The organism is Sinomonas atrocyanea (assembly GCF_030812675.1).
Lineage (GTDB): Bacteria > Actinomycetota > Actinomycetes > Actinomycetales > Micrococcaceae > Sinomonas > Sinomonas atrocyanea_B.
On the sequence record NZ_JAUSTE010000016.1, the window covers coordinates 19,561 to 38,398 of the forward strand.

The window sequence follows — 18,838 nt, forward strand, 5'->3', positions numbered from 1 at the left end:
AGTGTCGGGGCATGGGAGATCCGCACAGGACCGATCCGGGCCCGGCCATGTCCGGCGCCGGAACGGCGACCGCCACCGCCTACTGGACCACCGGCCCTCGCCGCGGAGAACTGCGGCCCGAGCCCGTTCCGGACCCGGGCGAGGGGCAGGCCATGGTCCGCACCTTGTACTCGGGGCATTCGCGCGGCACCGAGAACCTCGTCCACGCGTGCAAGGTGCCGGAACGGGTCGCGGACCTCATGGAGGCCCCCCATCAGGAGGGCAGCTTCCCGGCCCCCGTGAAATACGGCTACCTCTCGGTGGGCGTCGTCGAGCGCGGCCCGGCCGAGCTCGAGGGCCGCACCGTCTTCTGCCTGTACCCGCACCAGGACCGCTACGTGGTTCCGGTCGCAGACCTGACGCCGGTGCCCGAGGGCGTGCCGCCGCGGCGCGCGCTCCTCGCCGGAGCCGTGGAGACGGCGGTCAACGCCCTCTGGGAGGCTGGCCCGCGCATTGGCGACCGGATCGCGGTGGTCGGATGCGGGCTCATCGGCTCCTCCGCGGCCGCCCTCCTGCGGCGCTTCCCGCTCGACCGGCTCGAGGCCGTGGATCCCGATCCTGCCCGGGAAGGGCTCATGGACGCGCTCGGGGTCCGGCTCGTCGCACCCCAGGATGCCGCCGAGGACTGCGACATCGTCTTCCACGCCTCCGCGACGCCGGAGGGGCTCGCCCGCTGCCTCGAGATCGTGGGCGATGACGGCGAGGTGATCGAGCTGTCCTGGTACGGCGACCGCAGCGTGCAGGTCCCGCTCGGCGCGGACTTCCACGCCCGCCGCCTCTCGCTGCGCGCGAGCCAGGTGGGCCAGGTCGCCCAGCCCCGCCGCGTCCGGCGCACGACGGCGGAGCGCCTCGCCCTCGCGCTGCGCCTCCTCGAGGACCCGGCGTTCGACGCGTTCCTCGGAGAGGCCTCCGACTTCGCCGACCTGCCCGCCACGATGGACCGGCTCGCCCGGGGCGGCGACGTGGCCGGCGCCTGGCCCGGGCTGTGCCACGTGATCCGCTACCCCGGCGCCCCGTGACGCCGACCCATGGCCGAGACCAGCCGAAACCCAGCCCGTGACCGAAGGAGAACCATGTTCAGCCTCACCGTCCGCGACCATGTGATGATCGCCCATAGCCTCCCGCGCCCCGCCTTCGGGCCCGCGCAGGGGCTGCACGGCGCCACCTTCGTGGTCGAGCTGACCGTGCGCGCCGGGGCGCTCGACGCGAACTCGACCGTGATGGACATCGGCGAGGCCTCCGGGCTCCTCTCGGCGGTCCTCGACGGGCTGCGCTACCGCAACCTCGACGAGCACCCCGACTTCGCCGGCCGCCTCACCACCACGGAGGTCCTCGCCCAGCACATCGCCGTGGGCTCCGCGGAGCATCTGCGCCGTCTCGGGCACCTCGCGGAGATCGAGGTCACCCTGCGTGAGACCCCGGACGCCTGGGCCTCGTACACCCTCGCACTGGCCGGAGCCACGGGCTCGGACCGCTGAGATGGGAGGCCCCGGCGTCCCGGCGCCTTCCCCGGTCCGGATCCGCCTCGTGGTGCCCGACGGCCTGGGCTACACCTCGGGCGGCACCGTCTACAACACGCGCCTCGCCGAGGCGCTGTCCGCGCTCGACGTCGACCTCGAGGTCGTCGCCGTGCCGGGAGCGTGGCCAGTGGGCTCCGCCGAGGACCGACACCGGCTCGCCGCCGCGCTCGTTCCCGGCAGCGGAGGGGCCCATGTGCTGGTCGACGGGCTCCTCGCGCTGGGCGCCCCGGACGAGGTCGCGCCGGCCGCGGCCGCCGTGCGGGACCGCGGCGGCAGCCTGGGCATCCTCGTGCACCTGCTCCTCGCGGACGCCGCGGGGCTGTCCCGCGAGGAGGCCGAGCGGCTCGCCGACCTGGAACGGCGCGCGCTCGCCGCGGCGGACGTGGCGATGGTCCCCAGCGACTTCTCCGGCCGGCGCCTCGCCGAACGCTACGGGATGGTGCCCCGGGTGGTGAGGCCCGGCGTCGTGGGCGCTCCGCCGGCGGCGGGCAGCCTCGCCGGCGGCGGGGCGCCGCACGTGCTGTGCCTCGCCGCGCTGCTGCCCGGGAAGGGACAGCTGCGGCTCGTGCGCTCGCTCGCCGCGCTCCGGGACCGGCCCTGGACGCTGACGCTCGCCGGGTACGACGCCGCCGACCCGGCCTACGCGCGCGCGGTGCGGGACGCAGCGGCGGACCTCGGCATCGCCGAGCGGGTGCTGGTCCCCGGAGAGCTGCGCGGCGACGCGCTCGAGGCCGAGTGGTCCGGCACGGACCTCACGGTGCTCGCATCGCACCCCGAGACCTACGGGCTCGCCGTGGTGGAGTCGCTCGCGCGCGGCGTCCCCGCCATCGTCGCCGCGGGCACCGGGGCGGTCGAGGCGCTCGGGCTCTCCCTCGAGGGGGGCCTGGGAACGGCCGGGGCCGCGGTGGCGCCGCCGGGGGACGCCGACGCCGACGCCGACCCCCTCACCCGCGAGCTCGCGGGATGGCTCGACGGCGCCTCGGTGCAGGCACGGTGGCGGGCCGCCGCGCTCGCGGCGAGGCCGCTGCTGCCCGGGTGGGAATCGACGGGGCGCGCGGTGCTCCGCGCGCTCAGCCCCGCCAGCGCAGGGTCATGAGGAACCCCACGATCGCGAGGCCGAAGCCGGCGAGGATGTTCCAGTTGCCGAGCTCGGGGAAGGGGAACAGGCCTTGGGTCACATAGAACGTGATGATCCAGAGCAGGCCCAGCACCATAAGGCCGAACATGACGTACTTGTACCACTGCGGCGTGGGGCCGGTCCCGCGCTGGGCGCGGCGCTGTCGCTTGGCCTTCTTCGCGGCCCTGCGCTCTGCCGCCTTGCGGTCGGCCGACCGGCGGTCAGCGGCCTTGGGCTCTGCTGCCTTCTTCGGCGCGGCCGCAGCCGGGTCCTGCTGGGGCTTGTCCGTCGACTCGGGCACTCGTCCTCCTCGGGGCCCGCCCGCCACGCAGCGGGGCCCGCTTGATATTCTGCTAAGCACCAACACGCTGCACCGCGGGTGCGGGCCGTGCGCTTCTGAGGCTCCAGTCTAGCCGCAGGGGGCCGCCGTTCCCGCGCCGGCCCGGACGGAACGGCTTCTTCACGCATGACCACCCGCATCCTCGTCATCGACAACTACGATTCGTTCGTCTACACGCTCGTCGGCTACCTCCAGCAGCTCGGTGCCGAGACGACCGTGGTGAGGAACGACGACGTCTCCCTCGCCGAGGCGATCGAGCTCGCCGCGGCCCGCGACGGCGTCCTCGTCTCGCCCGGGCCCGGCAACCCTGCCGAGGCCGGGGTGTGCATCGAGCTGATCAGGTGGTGCGGGGAGAACAGCAAGCCGATGCTCGGGGTGTGCCTGGGCCACCAGGCCCTCGCGGAGGCCTACGGGGGCACGGTGACGCACGCGCCGGAGCTCATGCACGGGAAGACCTCCCTCGTCGAGCACGAGGGCAGGAGCGTGTTCGCCGGCCTCCCCTCGCCGTTCACCGCGACCCGCTACCACTCCCTCGCCGCGGTCGCGGACACGATCCCGGAGGTCCTCGAGGTCACCGCCCACACGCACTCCGGCGTGGTCATGGGCCTCGCGCACCGGACGGCACCGCTGTGCGGCGTGCAGTTCCACCCCGAGAGTGTGCTCACCGAGGGCGGCTACCAGATGCTCGGCACGTGGCTCGAGTCCCTCGGCCTGGCCGGGGCCGCCGAGAAGGCCTCGCACCTGAGCCCCCTCATCACCGCCGGCTGACGGCGCCCGGATGACGCCGCCCGGCTGAGCCGAGCCGGGGCTCAGCCGTTCCCGCCGCCCCGATGGCCGGGCGGGTTGCCGCTGTTGCCCGGGTTCGTGTCCGTCGGCGTTGGGCTCGGGGTGTCGCTGGGCGACGGCGTCGGGCTCGGCGCCGGGGGTGGCGGCGGGGCCTTCGCCACGATCAGGGTGACCGTTCCGCCCTGGTCCACGCTGCCGTCCGCGGCCGGGTCCTGGTACGTGACCGTCCCCGGCGCGGCGTTCGCGTTCTCCTGCTCCTGCACGGCGGCCTTGAGGCCGCGGTCCGCGAGGGCCTTCTGGGCGTCGGCGACGGCCATGCCGCGCAGGTTCGGCACGCTGACCTTGCCCGTGGAGACGGTCAGCTCCACCTCGGTGCCCAGGCCCACGGTCTGGCCGGCCCCCGGGTTGGTGGCGATGACGGTGCCGTATGGGGCCTTCGGGTCGTTCGCGAGGATCGAGCGCGGCTTGATCTGGAGCCCCAGCGCCTGGAGCGTCGAGCGGGCGCCCGATTCGGTGGCGCCGATGATCGAGGTGGGGATCGTCGCGTTGGCCGGCCCGTCCGAGATCTCGAGCGAGATCGAGGCGCCCTTCGCGAGCTGGGTGCCCGCGTCGGGCACCGTGCGGATCGCCGTGCCCTTGGGCACCTTGGGGTCCTTGGGGTGGGAGATGTTCGGCTGCAGGCCCAGAGACTGGAGCTTGAGCGCGGCCTCGGTCTCGGACATGTTGGTCACGGACGGCACAGTGATCATCTGCACCGCCGAGGGCTGGTTCATGTACTGGTACAGGAGCAGGCCGCCGCCGGTCGCCACGAGCAGCGCCATGACCAGCAGCACCACGATCCACGCGCGCCGCCGGCCGCGCCCGCGGCGGGCGCGCTCCTCGTCGCGGGCGTCGTCGAACTCGATGAGGTCGGCTGCGGCGGGGGCGAACGCCGGGAATTCGCCCGTGTCCCCGAGGTGGGTCGAGGACTCGTCCCCCGGCCCCTCGGTGCCGCGGCCCTCTCGGGCCGCGCCGTCCTGGCCGCCCTCCGCGCCGACGAGGCCGACGGCGGCGGTCGGGATCCCGGCGTCGTCCGCCGGCCTGACGGCAGCGGCGGCAGCGGCGGCGGCCCCCGCCGCGGCCGCGGCTCCAGCGGCGCCCCGGCCGGGACGGGCCGGTACCACGACTCCTGCGCGCGCGCCCCGGAGCGCGCGCTGGAAGGCGGCGGCGCTCTGGAAGCGGTCGTCGGGGTCCTTCTCGAGGGCACGGTCCAGCACGCTCTGCAGGGCCGGAGAGACGTCCGGGTTGAAGTCGGCGGCGGGCCGGGGCACGGACTGGACGTGCTGGTAGGCCACGGACACGGCGGACTCGCCCACGAAGGGCGGCCGGCCGGTCAGGAGCTCGTAGAGCAGGCAGCCGGCGGAGTAGAGGTCGCTGCGGGCGTCCACGACCTTGCCCTGCGCCTGCTCGGGGGAGAGGTACTGCGCGGTGCCCACCACGGCCTGGGTCTGGGTGACCGTCGCGGAGGTGTCCGCGGTGGCCCTCGCGATCCCGAAGTCCATGACCTTCACGGTCCCGGGCTCGTTGCAGGCCATGACGTTCGCGGGCTTGATGTCCCGGTGGATGATGCCGTGCCGGTGGCTGTACTCGAGCGCGGAGAGCACGCCGAGCAGGGCATCGATGGAGTCGTCGACACTCGGGGTGCCCTCGCGGATCACATCGCGCAGGGTACGGCCCTCGACGTACTCCATGACGATGTACGGCACCGCGACGCTATGCGGCGAGAGTGGGTCCGGGTTGTGCTCGCCGGTGTCGTACACGCCCACGATCGAGGGGTGGTTGAGCCCGGCGACGGCGCGCGCCTCCCGTTCGAAGCGGGCCCGGAACTGGCCGTCACGGGCCATGTCCGGGCGCAGCATCTTCACCGCGACCCGGCGCCCCAGCCGCAGGTCGAGGCCCTCGTAGACGTCCGCCATCCCGCCCCGGCCGATCAGCTCGCCGAGCTCGTATCTGCCCGAGAGGACGACGGGAGCGGGCATGGGCTCGTCCTCTCGTTCCAGGGGCGGGTGGGCGGAATGGGTCACAGGGTCAGCTGCTCGGGGTGATCGGCAGCGTGGACGGCAGGGCGCCCGAGGTCTGCGACGGCGGCTGCGACTGCGCCGGGCTGCTCTTGGGCGGCGCAGAGGACTTCGGCGGCGCGGGCGGAACCGTGACCGGCGGCTGGACGGAGAGGTAGGTGACGGTGACGGTCGAGCCGACCGTGACCTGCCCCGCGGGCGTGACGTCGGTGACCTGGCCCATCGTTCCAGTCTGCGACTGGACGGCGTTGAGTGCCACGTTCATGCCGAGCTCCTCGAGCTGTGACTTCACCTGAGTGTAGTTCTGCCCGATGTAGTTCGACGGGACGATCGTGACCGTGGCGGGCGCCGGCGGCGCCGTCGAGCTCGGCGGCTCGCTCGTGGGCGGGGCCGAGGTCGTGCTCGGGGCGGCGCTTGAGCTGCTCGGTGCGCCCGAGGGCAGCGGCGACGGGCTGAACAGCCCCGCGTTCGAGAGCCATACGCCGATCACCACGAACAGGAGCAGGAGCAGCAGGGCCACGAGCGGCCAGGTGAGCGGGCTGCGCTTGCGCTGCTTGCGGGCGGCGGGCGGCTCGGGCTGCTCGTCGTCGTCCGGGGCGTAGAGCGGCTGGTGGGCGTCCTCGCTCGCGGAGACGCCGGCATCCGCGCCGCGGCCGCCCTCGCCCATGAGGGGCAGGGCCGACGTCGCGGGCGCGCCGCGCGAGGCCGAGGCACCCGCCGCTGCGGCGGCGGCAGCGGCCCCGGCGGCCAGGCCGGCGCCCCCGACCACGGCGGTCGGGGCCGTCTGGCGCTGCAGCTTCCCGGTCGAGACGGCGTTCATCGCCTCCGTCGAGTCGTCCTGGAGCAGCATGCCCGGCACGGCGGCCTGCGCGGCCCGGATGTCGCCGCGGCGGATGGCCTCGGCCGCCTCCGCGAGCTTGATCGCGTTCGCGGGCCGGTTGCGCGGATCCTTGGACAGCATCGACATCAGCAGGGCGCGGACGGGCGCCGGGAGGTGCTCGGGCAGCGGCGGCGGGGCGTCGTTGACCTGGGCGAGCGCGATCGCGATCTGGCTCTCGCCCGAGAACGGGCGGTGGCCGGTGAGGCACTCGTAGCCGATCACGCCGAGCGAGTAGATGTCGCTCGAGCCGGTGGCCTGCTGGCCGGTGGCCTGCTCGGGCGCGAGGTACTGCGCCGTGCCCATGACCTGCCCGGTCTGCGTCAGCGGGACCTGGTCGGCGAGGCGGGCGATGCCGAAGTCCGTGACCTTGACCCGGTGGTCCGGGGTGATGAGCAGGTTCCCGGGCTTGACGTCCCGGTGCACGAGGCCCTGCCCGTGCGCGACGGCGAGGGCGCGGGCAGTCTGCGCGATGATGTTCAGGGTCCGGTCGGGGGACAGGACGCGCTCGCGCTCGAGGATGGCGCTGAGCGGCTCGCCCGGGACGAGTTCCATGACGAGGTATGCGGAGCCCTCGGCCTCGCCGTAGTCGAAGACATTGGCGATCCCGCTGTGGTTCAGCAGCGCGGTGTGGCGGGCCTCGGCACGGAACCGCTCGAGGAAGCTCGGGTCGCCCGCGTACTCCTCCTTGAGGATCTTGATCGCGACGACGCGTCCGAGCACCTCGTCCCGGGCACGCCACACCTCGCCCATGCCGCCGATGGCGATCCGGCTCTGCAGCTGGTACCTGCCGCCCAAGGTGATGCCTGACGTCGGTCTCACTTATTCAACACCGCCTCAAAGATCTTTCTCGCTGTCGGACTGGTCAGCGCGGCGCCCTGGTAGATGTCCACACCTTCCATCACCACGGTCACCTGAACCTGGGGGTTGTCTGCCGGGGCGAAGCCGGTGAACCAGGAGTTGTTCAGCATCTGGCCCTTGCTGTCGGTCACACCGAGCTCAGCCGTGCCGGTCTTGCCGGCCACCTTGACACCGGGGACCGCGGCCGCGCCGGCGATGCCCTGCGAGACCACGTCGGTCATCCACTCGGTGATCTGGCGGGCGATGTCCGGCGTCGTGGACGTGCGCAGCACCTCGGGCTTGGGCTCCGAGACGACCCGGAGGTCCGAGCCCGTGATGCTCTTGACGAGCGAGGGCTTCATCTGGACGCCGCCGTTCGCGATCGCGCTCGTCACGAGGGCGATCTGCAGCGGGGAGGCCTTCACATCGAACTGGCCGATCGCGGACTGGGCGAGCTGCGCCTGGTTGAGCTTCTGCGGCCAGACCCCGGGGGAGTAGTCGAGATGCAGCTGGTCCCCGGCGTCTTGCCCGTAGCCGAACGCCGCCGCCTGCTTGCCGATCGCGTCCTGGCCCAGGTCGAGGGCGATCGACGCGAACGGCGTGTTGCAGGACTGCTCGAGCGCGAAGGCGAAGTCCGCCTTGTCCCGCGTGTAGCAGTTGCCTCCGGCGTAGTTGGGCAGCTGGGTGTTGGTCCCCGGCAGCGTCATCTGGGCCGGGTTGGGCAGGACCGAGTCCTTGTTGTACTTCCCCGAGGCCAGCGCCGCTGCCGTGTCCACGAGCTTGAACACCGAGCCCGGGGCCAGCAGCGCGCCGGTGGGGCCGCTGACGCCCTGGTTGAGGTTGATGCCCTGCTGGGACTGGATCTTCTGCATGGCCGCCGACGCCGCCGCCTGGTCCTGCGTGGCGATGAGGTTTGGGTCGTAGCTGGGCTTGGAGACCATGGCGATGATCGCCCCGGTCTTCGGGTTCGTCACCACGATCGAGCCGCGCTGGCCGTCGGGGATGAGGTCGTAGGCGAGCTTCTGGATGGCCGGGTCGATCGTGAGCTCGACCGAGGCGCCCTGCGGCTGCTCGCCGAGGAAGAGCTGCCGGATCCGGTCCATGAGCAGCTCGTCGGAGCGGCCCGTGAGGGTCGAGTTCATCGTGTTCTCGAGGCCCGAGGAGCCGTACACGTTCGAGTAGAAGCCCGTGATGCCCGCGTAGAGGTCCTTGCCCGGGAAGGTGCGCTGGAACTTGCAGGTGTCGTTGCCGCTGGCCACGGACTGTGCGATCGGCTTGCCCGCCACGAGGATCGGCCCGCGTTCCTGGCAGAACGTCTGCAGGATCGCCCGGTTGTTCCAGGAGTTCTTGTTGAGGTCGTCCGCCCCGATCACCTGCACGTAGCTGATGGCACCGAGGATGAGGGCGAACATGACCGCGATCGCTATCCACGCATTCCTGATCGCCTGGTTCATCGGGTGCTCACCGCCTGCGTCGTCATGGTGTCTCCGGGCTGGGCCGGCTCGGTGTGCCGCGGGCCGCCGTCGGCCATCAGCGGTCCCTGGGCCACCGGCCTGCGGGCCGCGTTCGAGATCACGAGGAGCAGGGCCACGATGATCCAGTTCGCGAGCAGCGACGAGCCGCCCGCGGCGAGGAACGGCGTCGTCAGGCCCGTCAGCGGGATGAGCCGGGTGACGCCGCCGATGATCACGAAGACCTGCAGCCCGACTGCGGCCGAGAGCGCCGAGGCGAGGAGCTTGCCGAAGGAGTCGCGGGCGCCGAGGGCGGCGCGGAAGCCCCTCGTGACGAGCATGGCGTACAGCAGGACGATCGCGAACAGGCCCACGAGGCCCAGCTCCTCGCCGAACGAGGCCACGATCATGTCCGAGTGGGAGAACGGCACGAGGTCCGGGCGCCCCTGGCCGAGGCCGGTGCCGAGCAGGCCGCCGTTGGCCATGCCGAAGAGGCCCTGGACGATCTGGTAGCTGCTGCCCGAGGTGCGCCCGTAGACGTCCGGCGAGAACGCGTTGAGCCATCCGTCGATGCGCAGGCGGATGTGCGGCAGCGCGAGGCTCGCGGCCATCGCGCCGGCGAACATGAGCAGCACGCCCAGGATCGCCCAGCTCACGCGGCTCGTGGCGATGTAGATCGTCGAGATGAAGATGCCGAAGAACAGGATCGACATGCCGAGGTCGTGCTGGAAGATCAGGATGCCGATCGCGGCGAGCCAGGCCACCACCATCGGGCCGAGGTCCTTGAAGCGCGGCAGCTGGAGCTTCCCGATCCGGCGCCCCGCGAGCAGGATGAGGTCCCGGTTCGTGGAGAGGTAGCCGGCGAAGAACACGGCGATGGTGATCTTCGCGACCTCGCCGGGCTGGAACGTGGAGCCGGCCACCCGGATCCACACCTGGGCGCCGTTGATCTCGCCGGCGGTGATGCCGGGGACGAGGGGCAGCAGCAGCAGGACCGCGCTGACGATCAGGGAGATGTAGGTGAACCGGCGCAGGATGCGGTGGTCACGCAGGAACCACACGACGGCGATGGCCAGGACCATGCCCACCACCGTCCAGCGCGCCTGCGTATTGCCGTAGTCGGTCTGCGGGGTGTCGAGCCGGTGGATCATCGCGAGGCCGAGCCCGTTGAGGGTCACCACGATCGGAAGGATGAGCGGATCGGCATACTTCGCGCGGAAGCGCAGCACCGCATGGATCGCCAGGGCCGGTCCGGCCAGGAGGGCCTCCTGGAGCCAGAAGTCGCTGCCGAAGGCGGTGCCGTCCTGCAGGCCCTTCATGGTGTTCGCGCCGATGGACACGGCGAAGGCCAGGAGCAGGAGCAGCAGCTCCACGTTGCGCCGCGGCTTCTCCACGGTCTCGACGCCGCTCATCGGGTGCCTCCCAGGCAGGGGTCGGGGGTGGTGGTCGGGCTCGCACTCGGGCTGCCGCTGGGTGCGGCGGAGGCGGACGCCGAGGGCTTCGCGCTGGCCGACGGCGACGCGCCGTGCGCCGCGGTGCTGGACGGCGCCGCGCTCGCGGTGGCGCCCGAGCCGGGCAGGCAGCCCCTCGGATCGGCCTGGATCGCATGCACGATATCCTCGGCCGCCTCGAGGCCGTCCGCGGGCACCCCGGAAAGGAGCCGCTGCTGCGTGTACGGGCTCAGCGAGTCGAGCGGGATGTTCGTGGCCGAGTGGACGTGCGAGAGGGAGATCGGGCCCAGCTGCTGCGAGACGCCGTTGTAGATGGCCACGCGGTTGTCGTACGCGCCGACGTAGTAGCGGGTCTGCGTCCACGCGTACCCGAACCAGACGCCGAGGATGAGGGCCAGCGCGGCGACCACGCCGAGGCCGATCCGGAACCACCGCCGTACCGGGCGGGCCGGCGGTGTGGGCTCGTCCGCGTCCTCCTCGGGCTCGGGGCTGCGGTGGGTCAGGATCGCGGCGGCGCGGCGCGCGGCCGTGCGGCTCGCGACCGAGGGCAGCGAGCCCGTCTCGGCCGCCGACGCGGCGGCGCCCACGAGCTCGTGCGGGCGGGAGTCGAGTTCCCGGCGCAGGACCTCGGCGGAGAGGTGGGCGCCGAGGTTGGGGTCCGTCTCCGGCTCCTCGCGGCCGGCCTCCTCGCCGCCGCCCTCGGGGGCGGGTGCCGCCCCGGCCTCTGCGGCGGCGGCCTCGGAGGACGCAGCCGGGGCCGGCTCCGTGGCGGGTGCCTCCTCGGCGGCGGGCTGCTCGCTGGCCTTGGCCCGGGGCGGGTTCGCGGCGGCGGCCGAGGTCACCGGGGTGCGGGCCGCGGCTGCTGCGGTGAGGGTCGCCGCGGCCGGTGCCTGCGCGGGAGGGGCGGCCTCGCCGTCGTCCTCGCCGGCGACGACGTCGGCGACGATGACGGTCACGTTGTCCGGCGCGCCCGCGGCGAGCGTGAGCTCGACGAGGCGGTCGGCGCACTCGGCTGGGTCCTCGATCTCCCGCAGGGTGCGGTGCACGAGCGGCAGGGGGACGTAGTTGAGCCCGTCGGAGCACAGGAGCCATCGCTCGCCCTCGACCGCGGGGAACGTGGCGAGGTCCAGCTCGGGGCTCGCGTCCACGTCGCCGAGGACCCGCATGAGCACGTTCTTGTGCGGATGCGTCTCCGCCTCCTCGGGCCGGAGGCGGCCCTCGTTGATGAGGCGCTGGACGAAGGTGTGGTCGGTGGAGACCTGCTCGATGTCGTTCCCGCGCAGCCGGTAGGCGCGCGAGTCGCCGATATGGGCGAACGCGAACGTCCCCTCGGACAGCAGGAGCGCCGTCACGGTGGTCCCCATCCCGGCCAGGAGCGGGTTGGCGCTGACGAGCTCGGACAGGAGCGAGTTCGCGGTCTGGATCTCGTCCGCGAGCTGGGTCGCGGCCTCGCCCGCCTCGTACCCGCCGTGGTCGAGGTGGATGAGGTCCAGGACCGTCGAGGCACTGGCCACGTCGCCGCCCGCGTGCCCGCCCATGCCGTCGGCGACCACCATGAGATGACGACCCGCGTAGGCGGAGTCGTCGTTCTTGGAGCGCAGCCGGCCCACGTCGGAGCGGGCCGCGTAGCGCAGGATCAGCGGGGCCTCTGGCAAGGTCAGGGCCTCAGCTCGATCACAGTCTTGCCGATGCGGATCGGCACGTTCAGCTCGACGGGCTGGGCGCGGGTGAGCTGGTGGTCGGCGAGGTAGGTGCCGTTCGTGGACCCGAGGTCCTCGATGAACCAGCGGCTGCCCTGCGGGAACAGGCGCGCGTGGCGGCCGGAGGCGTAGTCGTCCTCGAGGACGAGCGTGGCCTCCTGGGCGCGCCCGAGCAGCACGGGGCTGCCCTCGAGCGGAAGGCTCGTCCCGGCCAGGGGCCCCTCGACCACGACGAGGCGGTGGGCCTGCTGGCGCGCGGGCGGCTCGGCGAGCTCGGGGTTCCGCCGCACCTGGCGGGCCGTCGGCGCGCCGGTCTTGTTTCGCCGGCCGACGGCGAGGTCACGGCGCATGGCGCCCACGACGCTGAAGACGAGCAGCCACAGCAGCAGGAGGAACCCGAGCCGCAGGGCGGTGAGCGTCAGCTCGTTCACGCGGTCCCTCCCCGGGGTGCCGGAAGCATGCGGAAGACGATCTTGGTGCGTCCCATGGTGATGGTGGTCCCGTCGTGGAGAACGGCGCTGCCCTCGATGCGGTGGCCGTTGATGTAGCTGCCGTTGGTCGAGCCGAGGTCCACCGCGTAGGCCGTGCCGCCGTCGGTGCGGATCTCGAGGTGCCGGCGGGACACCCCCGTGTCGTCGACGACGATGTCCGCCTCGTTCGAGCGGCCCAGCACCACCGAGTCCGCGTTGACCGAGTACCGCTGCCCGTCGATCTCGAGCACGGGCGAGAGCCGCACGGGCTGGCGGGTCGGGGCGGCGGGGAGGTTCGGCCGGGAGTCGTTCCGCTCGGTGCGTGAGTCGACCTCGAACTGGCCGGGCTTGAGCGCGGCGTCGTGCCGGAACGTGAAGCGGACCGGGCCCTGCAGCGTGTAGCCCTGGGAGCGGGCGTGCCTGACGGCCACGTCGCACAGCTCCTCCGCGAGCGGCTGGCCCCAGCCGCGCGCCCGCTCGAAGTCCGCGTCCGAGAGGTGCGCCTCGAAGACGTTGGGAGCGAGCGTGCGCCCCTGGTCGATCGAGAAGGCCTGGCGGTCCATCTCGCGGCGCAGCCTGCTGGCGATCTCCACCGGCTGCACCTGGCCCTTCGAGCCCGTCGAGAAGACGCCGTGGACGGCCTTCTCAATGCCGCGCTCGAGCCTGTCGAGCAGTCCCATGGCCCCTCCTTCCAGGTCCAGGGCCCGCGGGTGCGGGCGCAGTGCCACAGCTTCACGGAGCTGCGCACGCTGCGTGCACAGTCCTCACCCGATACTACTGGGCGCCTCTGGGTGCCGTCTGAACCGCGGTGTACCGACCGCGTAACGGCGCTTCGCCCGGCGCGCCGTCCCCTATCCTCGCCCATGCCGGCGGCCCCCGCGGGCAATTTCGCAATCCGCGGACCGCTCGGCTATGCTGGTTCTCGCTGCTTTCGCAGGGTCGGGGGTGACGCCCGGACGGCGGAAGTGCTGCGCGCGAGTGGCGGAACGGCAGACGCGCTGGCTTCAGGTGCCAGTGTCCGAAAGGGCGTGCGGGTTCAAATCCCGCCTCGCGCACACTAGAGGAAGGCCCCGGTCGATGACCGGGGCCTTCCTCGTTGCTCCTACTGCCCGCTGACGGAGGCCTCCAAGGGGAGCGGGCGGATCAGTGCCCGGCCTCCTCGCCCTCGCGCAAGGTGAGCGGGCGGATGAGCACCCGCAGCGGCGTGATGACCCAGCGCTCGTGGGTCTCGCGGAACTCGGCGTGCGTCGAGAACTCGTACAGGGCCGACCGTGCCCGCACCCAGCGCGGCCGCTCGCCGTTGAAGGGGTCCTCGCGCAGGAGCCGGAGCGTGGCCGGGTCCGCTGCGAGGAGCCTGACGAGGAAGGCGTAGAACCAGTCCTCGTGCACGGTGCGCAGCGGCAGGAACCACATGAGCCAGTCGAGCCGCAGATGGTACGGCGCCCACTGCCGCGGGATGCGCTCGGGCTCGCCGGGCTTACCGCGGAACCTGTACTCGCGCCACTCGGCGTCCTCCGCGGGCACCGTGTCCAGCGTGCCCTCCACCACGATCTCCACCCGGTTCCTCGTCACCGACCCGAACGCGCCGTACGCATTGACGAGCTGCCAGCGGTTGAACGCGGCGTTCATGAGCTGGCGGCTCGAGACGAGGTTCTTCGCCGGCCACCACGAGAGCCCGAGCAGCAGCAGGGACGCGGCGAGCACGACGGCGACCCACACCCAGGCGACCCAGTCGCCGGAGGCGGGCCACGCCGTCGTGCGCCCGGCGCCCGCGGTGACGTTCCAGGCGGCAGAGGAGAGCCGCTCGGGGACTGCCGGGAGCAGCCAGTGCACCGCCCCGTCGCCCACGGCGGCGAACGCCAGGACGATCGCGGACCAGTTCAGCCACGCGAAGTTCCCCGAGAGCACGAGCCACAGCTGCGTCACGACCACCACCGCCGCGGCGGCGGTGCCCACGGGTTGCGGGAAGAACAGGAAGAACGGCACCACGAGCTGCGCGGCATGGTTCCCGAGCACCTCGGAACGGTGCATCCACTTCGGCAGGAGGTGGAACTGCCGGCTCAGCGGCCCGGGCATCGGCTGGGTCTCGTGGTGGTAGTACAGCGCGGTGAGGTCGCGCCACTCCGGGCCTCCACGGATCTTGATCATGCCCGCCCCGAACTCGAGCCGGAACACGAGCCAGACCACGAGGAGGAGGATGGGGCGCGGCGGCGGGACCTGGTCGGAGCCGAGGAACGCGACCGTGAACCCCGCCTCGAGCAGGAGCATCTCCCAGCCGAACCCGTAGAACGTCTGCCCCACGTTCACGATCGACATGTACAGCCCCCACAGCACCAGGAACGCAGCGAGCGGAACCCACCACGGCCCCGCCTGCGGGACGCCCAGCACGAGCAGCGCCGAGACCACGAGCCCCACGGCGGCCGCCCAGCGGAACAGCCGGTCCGAGTACCGGTACCGGAACAGGCTCGGGCGGCGCAGGCGGTGGAAGCCCTCGAGGTACTGCGGGACCGGCAGGAGGCCCCGCTCGCCCACGAGCGCGGGGAACTGGTTGAGGCTCGAGAGGAACGCGACGAAGAACAGGGCCGCGATGCCGCGCTGCAGCACCCAGCGGGCCACCTCGGAATCGGTGGCCGCGAACCACGCCATGACCCCGGATGCCGCGTCCACGCCTCCACGCTACGCCCGGCCCCGCGGGCACAGGGAGGGGCGGTAGGCTCTACCCGCCGTGACTTCTGACCCCCGCCTCCCCGTCCCGGGCCCCGCGAGCGACGCCGGCCCCGCGCCGCTCGCTGCGCACGCGCCGTCGCGCCTGCCCGCCCCGGCCCGGCTCGCGCACCCGTTCTCCCCGGGGGTGCTCGCCCTCGTGTTCGTCGGCGGTGTGCTCGGCGCGCTGTCCCGGTGGGCGCTCGGCGTCGCGATCCAGGCCCCGGGCGGCTGGCCCCTCGGGACCCTGGCCATAAACCTCGTGGGGGCGCTGGCCCTCGGGGCGCTCCTCGAGTCGCTCGCGCGGCGCGGCCCGGACAGGGGCGCCCGGCGCCTCGTCCGCCTCACCGTGGGCACGGGCTTCCTCGGGGCCTTCACCACCTATTCGACCCTCGCCGTGGACGCCTCCCGCCTCCTCACGGCCGGCCGCGCGGCCGACGGCGCGTGGTACCTCGCGCTGAGCCTGCTCGGCGGCGCGGCGGCGACCCTCCTCGGGGTCGGCGGGGCCGCGTGGCTGCACCGCGAGGACCGGCGCGGGCTGGCCGCTGAGGCGCACGTCGCGGCGCACCCCCACGGCGGCCGTCCCCACCCCGCCCACCCCTCATCTGAGGGTCACGTTCTGGGGGGCACCTCACGTGACCCCCAGAATGTGACTCCCAGAGGGGCGGGGGAGGGGGCGGGTGCTGCGGGCGACGCCGGCGGTGAAAAGACCCCCGCTCTCGGTCCGGACCCCGGTCTCCAGCGCGGGGCAATGACCGAAACAGGGGGCGAATCCGGTGATGGGGTCGCGGACTCCGCTCAGGACAGCCCGGGGGAGCCCCGATGAGCCCTCTCGTGGCCCTGCTGCTGGGGGTGGCCGGCGGCCTGGGCGCGGTGGCCCGCTACGTGCTCGACACCGCCGTGAGCCGCCGCATCAAGGGCCCGCTGCCCTTCGCGACGATCGGCATCAACGTCACCGGGTCCCTCGCACTGGGCCTGGTCACGGGCGCGGTGCTCGCCGGGGCCGACCCGGCCCTGCAGGCCGTCCTCGGCACCGGCTTCCTCGGCGGATACACGACCTTCTCCACCGCGAGCTACCAGAGCGTGAGCCTCGCCCTCAGCGGCCGGTGGGCCGCCGCCGTCGTCAACGGGGTGGGCACGATGGCGCTGTGTCTGGCCGCCGCGCTGCTGGGGCTGGCGGCGGCCGCGGCGCTCGCCGGCTGACGCCTCGGACGCCGCGCGGCCGCGGCCGCCGGGTGGCCCCGGGCAGACGCGGCCGCCACCGCACCGCAGCCGGCTCCTGGGCGACTAGTCGATCTTCCCCGTGACGACCAGGCCCGCCCGCCCGAGCGTGTGGAAGAAGATGTTGAAGCCCAGGAAGGCCGGCGACGAGTCCCCGTTGACGCCGATGTCCTCGACGTCGAGCGCGTGGACCGTGATGAAGTAGCGGTGCGTCCCGTGCCCCGCCGGCGGCGCGGCGCCGACGAACTGGGCCGTGCCGCCGTCGTTCTTGAGCTGGATCGCGCCGTCCGGCATGTCCTCGCCGGTGGCGGTCCCGGCGCCCTCGGCCAGCTCGGTCACCGAGGCAGGGATGTTCGCCACGGCCCAGTGCCAGAAGCCCGACTGGGTCGGCGCGTCCGGATCGTAGACCGTGACCGCGTAGCTCTTGGTGCCCTCGGGCGCGCCGGACCAGGACAGCTGGGGCGAGACGTCCTCGCCGCCCGGCACGCCGAACGCGCCGGAGTACTGCCGGGGCGGCCACGGCTGGCCGTCCGCGACGGTCGTGCTCGTGACGGTGAAGCTCGCCGTCTCCGGGATGCGGTCAAAGGGATCGTTGCCACTCATGTGCAGCTCCTCTCTCGCGGGGAGCGGGGCGTGTGCGCCCACGCGCTTTCGATCCTAGGGCGCGGAGTGCCGAGATGAGCAGGGTGCACGGCGCGCGGGTGGGCCCGGCTCAGCCCTTCCGCCGCGGCTGCGGCGCCCGGAGGACCGCCAGGACGACGACGGCGGCCCCCGCCATGAGCACGGCGCCGATCGCGGCCGTGTACGCCACCCCGGAGTCGAAGGCGCGGTGCGCCGAGGCCAGGAGCGCTGCTGCCGCGTCGGCGTGCAGGAGCCCGGCCGCCTCCACTGCGCCGCCAAGCGTCTCGTGCGCCCGGGCAGCCTCCTCGGCGGGCAGCCCGGCCGGCACCTGCACCCCGGCCCGGTACGCCGCGCCGAGGATGCTCCCGAGGACCGCCGTGCCCAGGACGGCCCCGAGCTCGTACGCGGTCTCGGAGATGGCCGACGCCGCCCCGGCCTTGGCGGGCGGGACCGCGCTGAGGATGAGGTCGTTGGAGAGCGTCTCGGCCAGGCCGACCCCCGCGCCCGTCACCGCGAAGCCCGTCAGCAGCGCCGCAAGCGAGCCGTCGCGCCCGAAGCCGAGCACCACTGCGTACCCGAGGCCGTTCACCAGCAGCCCGGCCGCCATGACCGACCTGACCGAGAACCGGGCGGCGAGCCGCACCGCCGCCAGCCCCGCGACCACGGAGAGGGCCATGCCCGGGAGCATGAGCAGCCCGGCCAGGAAGGGCTCCTTCCCGGCCACGAGCTGGAGGTGCTGGGAGAGGAAGAACATGAACCCGACGAGCGAGAAGATGCTCAGCAGGTTGGCCGCGAGGCCCGCGCTGAACGCCGGGCGGGCGAAGAGGCGGACGTCGAGCATGGGGCCCTTGCCGCTCGCGGCGCGGGCGAGCTGGCGCCGCACGAAGGCTGCACCCAGCCCGAGCCCGAGGAGGACCGCCGCGGCGGGGGCCGGTCCGGCGTCGTGCGCGAGCTCCTTGATGCCGCCCACGAGGGCGACGGCGGCGCCCATCACGAGCGCGATGCCCACCGGGTCGACGGGCGACGGTGAGGGGTCGCGGGAGTCGGGCACGAGGACCGGGGCGAGGGCCAGGGCAGGGACGAGCATGGGCACGGCGAGGAGGAAGACGGCGCCCCAGGCGAAGTGCTCGAGCAGCGCCCCGCCCACGAGGGGGCCGAGGGCCGCGCCGCCGGAGAAGACCGAGGCCCAGATGGCCACGGCGAGCCGGCGCTCGCGGGCGTCGTCGAAGATGTTGCGGATCAGGGAGAGCGTCGCGGGCATGATCATCGAGCCGAACACGCCGATGAGCGCCCGCGCCGCGATGAGCTGGCCCGGCGTGGCGGCGAAGGCGGCGGCGGCCGAGACGGCGGCGAAGCCGGTGGCCCCGGCCAGGAGGATCCGGCGCCGGCCGATCCTGTCCCCGATCGAGCCCATGGGCACGAGCAGGCCCGCGAGGACGAGGGAGTAGACGTCGACGATCCAGAGCATCTCGGTCCCGGTCGGCGCGAGCGCGAGCGAGATCGCGGGGACGGCGAAGCTGAGCACCGTGTTGTCGACGGCGATGAGCAGTACGGGGAACATGAGCGCGGCGAGGGCGAGCCAGCGGCGCGCGGGGGTGAGGGCGGCGAGGCGGGGTGATGCCTGGGCCTGGACAGCCTGGTTCAT

At 73.3% G+C, this 18,838-nt stretch carries 17 protein-coding genes and 1 tRNA gene; 7 read left to right on the forward strand and 11 right to left on the reverse strand.

Going from position 1 to position 18,838, the window contains the following annotated elements; genetic code table 11:
- Nucleotides 1–11 precede the first annotated feature (11 nt).
- The 3 genes from J2W20_RS17525 to J2W20_RS17535 are packed head-to-tail and all read left to right on the forward strand — an operon-like array spanning nucleotide 12 to nucleotide 2,655.
- Nucleotides 12–1,058 (forward strand): zinc-dependent alcohol dehydrogenase, encoded by a 1,047-nt coding sequence (locus J2W20_RS17525; RefSeq protein ID WP_307008211.1) that lies wholly within the window; start codon nucleotides 12–14, stop codon nucleotides 1,056–1,058.
- A gap of 54 nt (nucleotides 1,059–1,112) precedes the next feature.
- On the forward strand, nucleotides 1,113–1,517 hold the full coding sequence (locus J2W20_RS17530) for a 6-pyruvoyl trahydropterin synthase family protein (protein WP_307008212.1): 405 nt from the start codon (nucleotides 1,113–1,115) through the stop codon (nucleotides 1,515–1,517).
- Between the two features lies 1 nt (nucleotide 1,518).
- Entirely contained in the window at nucleotides 1,519–2,655 is a 1,137-nt protein-coding gene (locus J2W20_RS17535; protein ID WP_307008214.1) for a glycosyltransferase, read from the forward strand.
- On the opposite strand, the gene J2W20_RS17540 is transcribed toward J2W20_RS17535, so the two are convergent.
- Nucleotides 2,630–2,977 carry a cell division protein CrgA gene (locus tag J2W20_RS17540; RefSeq protein WP_373458047.1) on the reverse strand — a complete coding sequence of 116 codons (348 nt, stop codon included), beginning with the start codon at nucleotides 2,975–2,977 and terminating at the stop codon, nucleotides 2,630–2,632. The two genes, J2W20_RS17535 and J2W20_RS17540, sit on opposite strands and share 26 nt — an antisense overlap.
- 165 nt (nucleotides 2,978–3,142) lie before the next feature.
- Between J2W20_RS17540 and J2W20_RS17545 the strand changes: the two genes are divergently transcribed.
- The gene (locus J2W20_RS17545; protein WP_066494422.1) at nucleotides 3,143–3,784 is read left to right on the forward strand and encodes an aminodeoxychorismate/anthranilate synthase component II; all 642 of its coding nucleotides are present in this window, start codon (nucleotides 3,143–3,145) and stop codon (nucleotides 3,782–3,784) included.
- A gap of 41 nt (nucleotides 3,785–3,825) precedes the next feature.
- Here J2W20_RS17545 and pknB read toward each other — a convergent pair whose 3' ends face one another.
- From pknB to J2W20_RS17580, 7 genes are read right to left on the reverse strand one after another with little or no spacing between them, the layout of a single operon-like run.
- Complete coding sequence (pknB, locus tag J2W20_RS17550; protein WP_307008216.1) at nucleotides 3,826–5,820, reverse strand: Stk1 family PASTA domain-containing Ser/Thr kinase; 1,995 nt, start codon at nucleotides 5,818–5,820, stop codon at nucleotides 3,826–3,828.
- Nucleotides 5,821–5,869: 49 nt separating this feature from the next.
- Complete coding sequence (locus tag J2W20_RS17555) at nucleotides 5,870–7,558, reverse strand: serine/threonine-protein kinase (RefSeq protein ID WP_307008218.1); 1,689 nt, start codon at nucleotides 7,556–7,558, stop codon at nucleotides 5,870–5,872.
- Nucleotides 7,555–9,030 (reverse strand): peptidoglycan D,D-transpeptidase FtsI family protein, encoded by a 1,476-nt coding sequence (locus tag J2W20_RS17560; protein ID WP_307008219.1) that lies wholly within the window; start codon nucleotides 9,028–9,030, stop codon nucleotides 7,555–7,557. The genes J2W20_RS17555 and J2W20_RS17560 overlap by 4 nt, the downstream gene beginning before the upstream one ends.
- Nucleotides 9,027–10,439, reverse strand: a complete 1,413-nt coding sequence (locus J2W20_RS17565) for an FtsW/RodA/SpoVE family cell cycle protein (protein ID WP_307008221.1) — start codon at nucleotides 10,437–10,439, stop codon at nucleotides 9,027–9,029. The genes J2W20_RS17560 and J2W20_RS17565 overlap by 4 nt, the downstream gene beginning before the upstream one ends.
- Nucleotides 10,436–12,133 (reverse strand): protein phosphatase 2C domain-containing protein, encoded by a 1,698-nt coding sequence (locus tag J2W20_RS17570; protein WP_307008222.1) that lies wholly within the window; start codon nucleotides 12,131–12,133, stop codon nucleotides 10,436–10,438. Before J2W20_RS17570 ends, J2W20_RS17565 begins: the two co-directional genes overlap by 4 nt.
- Nucleotides 12,134–12,135: 2 nt before the next feature.
- A complete protein-coding gene (locus J2W20_RS17575; RefSeq protein ID WP_307008223.1) occupies nucleotides 12,136–12,609 on the reverse strand; it encodes an FHA domain-containing protein FhaB/FipA in 474 nt (157 codons plus the stop codon).
- A complete protein-coding gene (locus J2W20_RS17580) occupies nucleotides 12,606–13,328 on the reverse strand; it encodes an FhaA domain-containing protein (protein WP_307008224.1) in 723 nt (240 codons plus the stop codon). The genes J2W20_RS17575 and J2W20_RS17580 overlap by 4 nt, the downstream gene beginning before the upstream one ends.
- A gap of 292 nt (nucleotides 13,329–13,620) precedes the next feature.
- Between J2W20_RS17580 and J2W20_RS17585 the strand changes: the two genes are divergently transcribed.
- Nucleotides 13,621–13,703 (forward strand) — tRNA-Leu (locus tag J2W20_RS17585).
- An 88-nt stretch (nucleotides 13,704–13,791) separates the two neighbouring features.
- Here J2W20_RS17585 and J2W20_RS17590 read toward each other — a convergent pair.
- Nucleotides 13,792–15,294 (reverse strand): lipase maturation factor family protein, encoded by a 1,503-nt coding sequence (locus J2W20_RS17590; protein ID WP_307008255.1) that lies wholly within the window; start codon nucleotides 15,292–15,294, stop codon nucleotides 13,792–13,794.
- Nucleotides 15,295–15,373: 79 nt separating this feature from the next.
- Between J2W20_RS17590 and J2W20_RS17595 the strand changes: the two genes are divergently transcribed.
- Both J2W20_RS17595 and J2W20_RS17600 read left to right on the forward strand, forming a co-directional pair.
- Complete coding sequence (locus tag J2W20_RS17595) at nucleotides 15,374–16,177, forward strand: fluoride efflux transporter FluC (protein ID WP_307008226.1); 804 nt, start codon at nucleotides 15,374–15,376, stop codon at nucleotides 16,175–16,177.
- Nucleotides 16,174–16,554, forward strand: a complete 381-nt coding sequence (locus tag J2W20_RS17600) for a fluoride efflux transporter FluC (RefSeq protein ID WP_307008228.1) — start codon at nucleotides 16,174–16,176, stop codon at nucleotides 16,552–16,554. The genes J2W20_RS17595 and J2W20_RS17600 overlap by 4 nt, the downstream gene beginning before the upstream one ends.
- A gap of 84 nt (nucleotides 16,555–16,638) precedes the next feature.
- Here the strand turns inward: J2W20_RS17600 and J2W20_RS17605 are convergent, their stop codons facing one another.
- Together J2W20_RS17605 and J2W20_RS17610 are read right to left on the reverse strand one after the other, a co-directional pair.
- Complete coding sequence (locus tag J2W20_RS17605; RefSeq protein ID WP_307008230.1) at nucleotides 16,639–17,175, reverse strand: YbhB/YbcL family Raf kinase inhibitor-like protein; 537 nt, start codon at nucleotides 17,173–17,175, stop codon at nucleotides 16,639–16,641.
- A 109-nt stretch (nucleotides 17,176–17,284) separates the two neighbouring features.
- A complete protein-coding gene (locus J2W20_RS17610) occupies nucleotides 17,285–18,838 on the reverse strand; it encodes an MFS transporter (RefSeq protein ID WP_307008232.1) in 1,554 nt (517 codons plus the stop codon).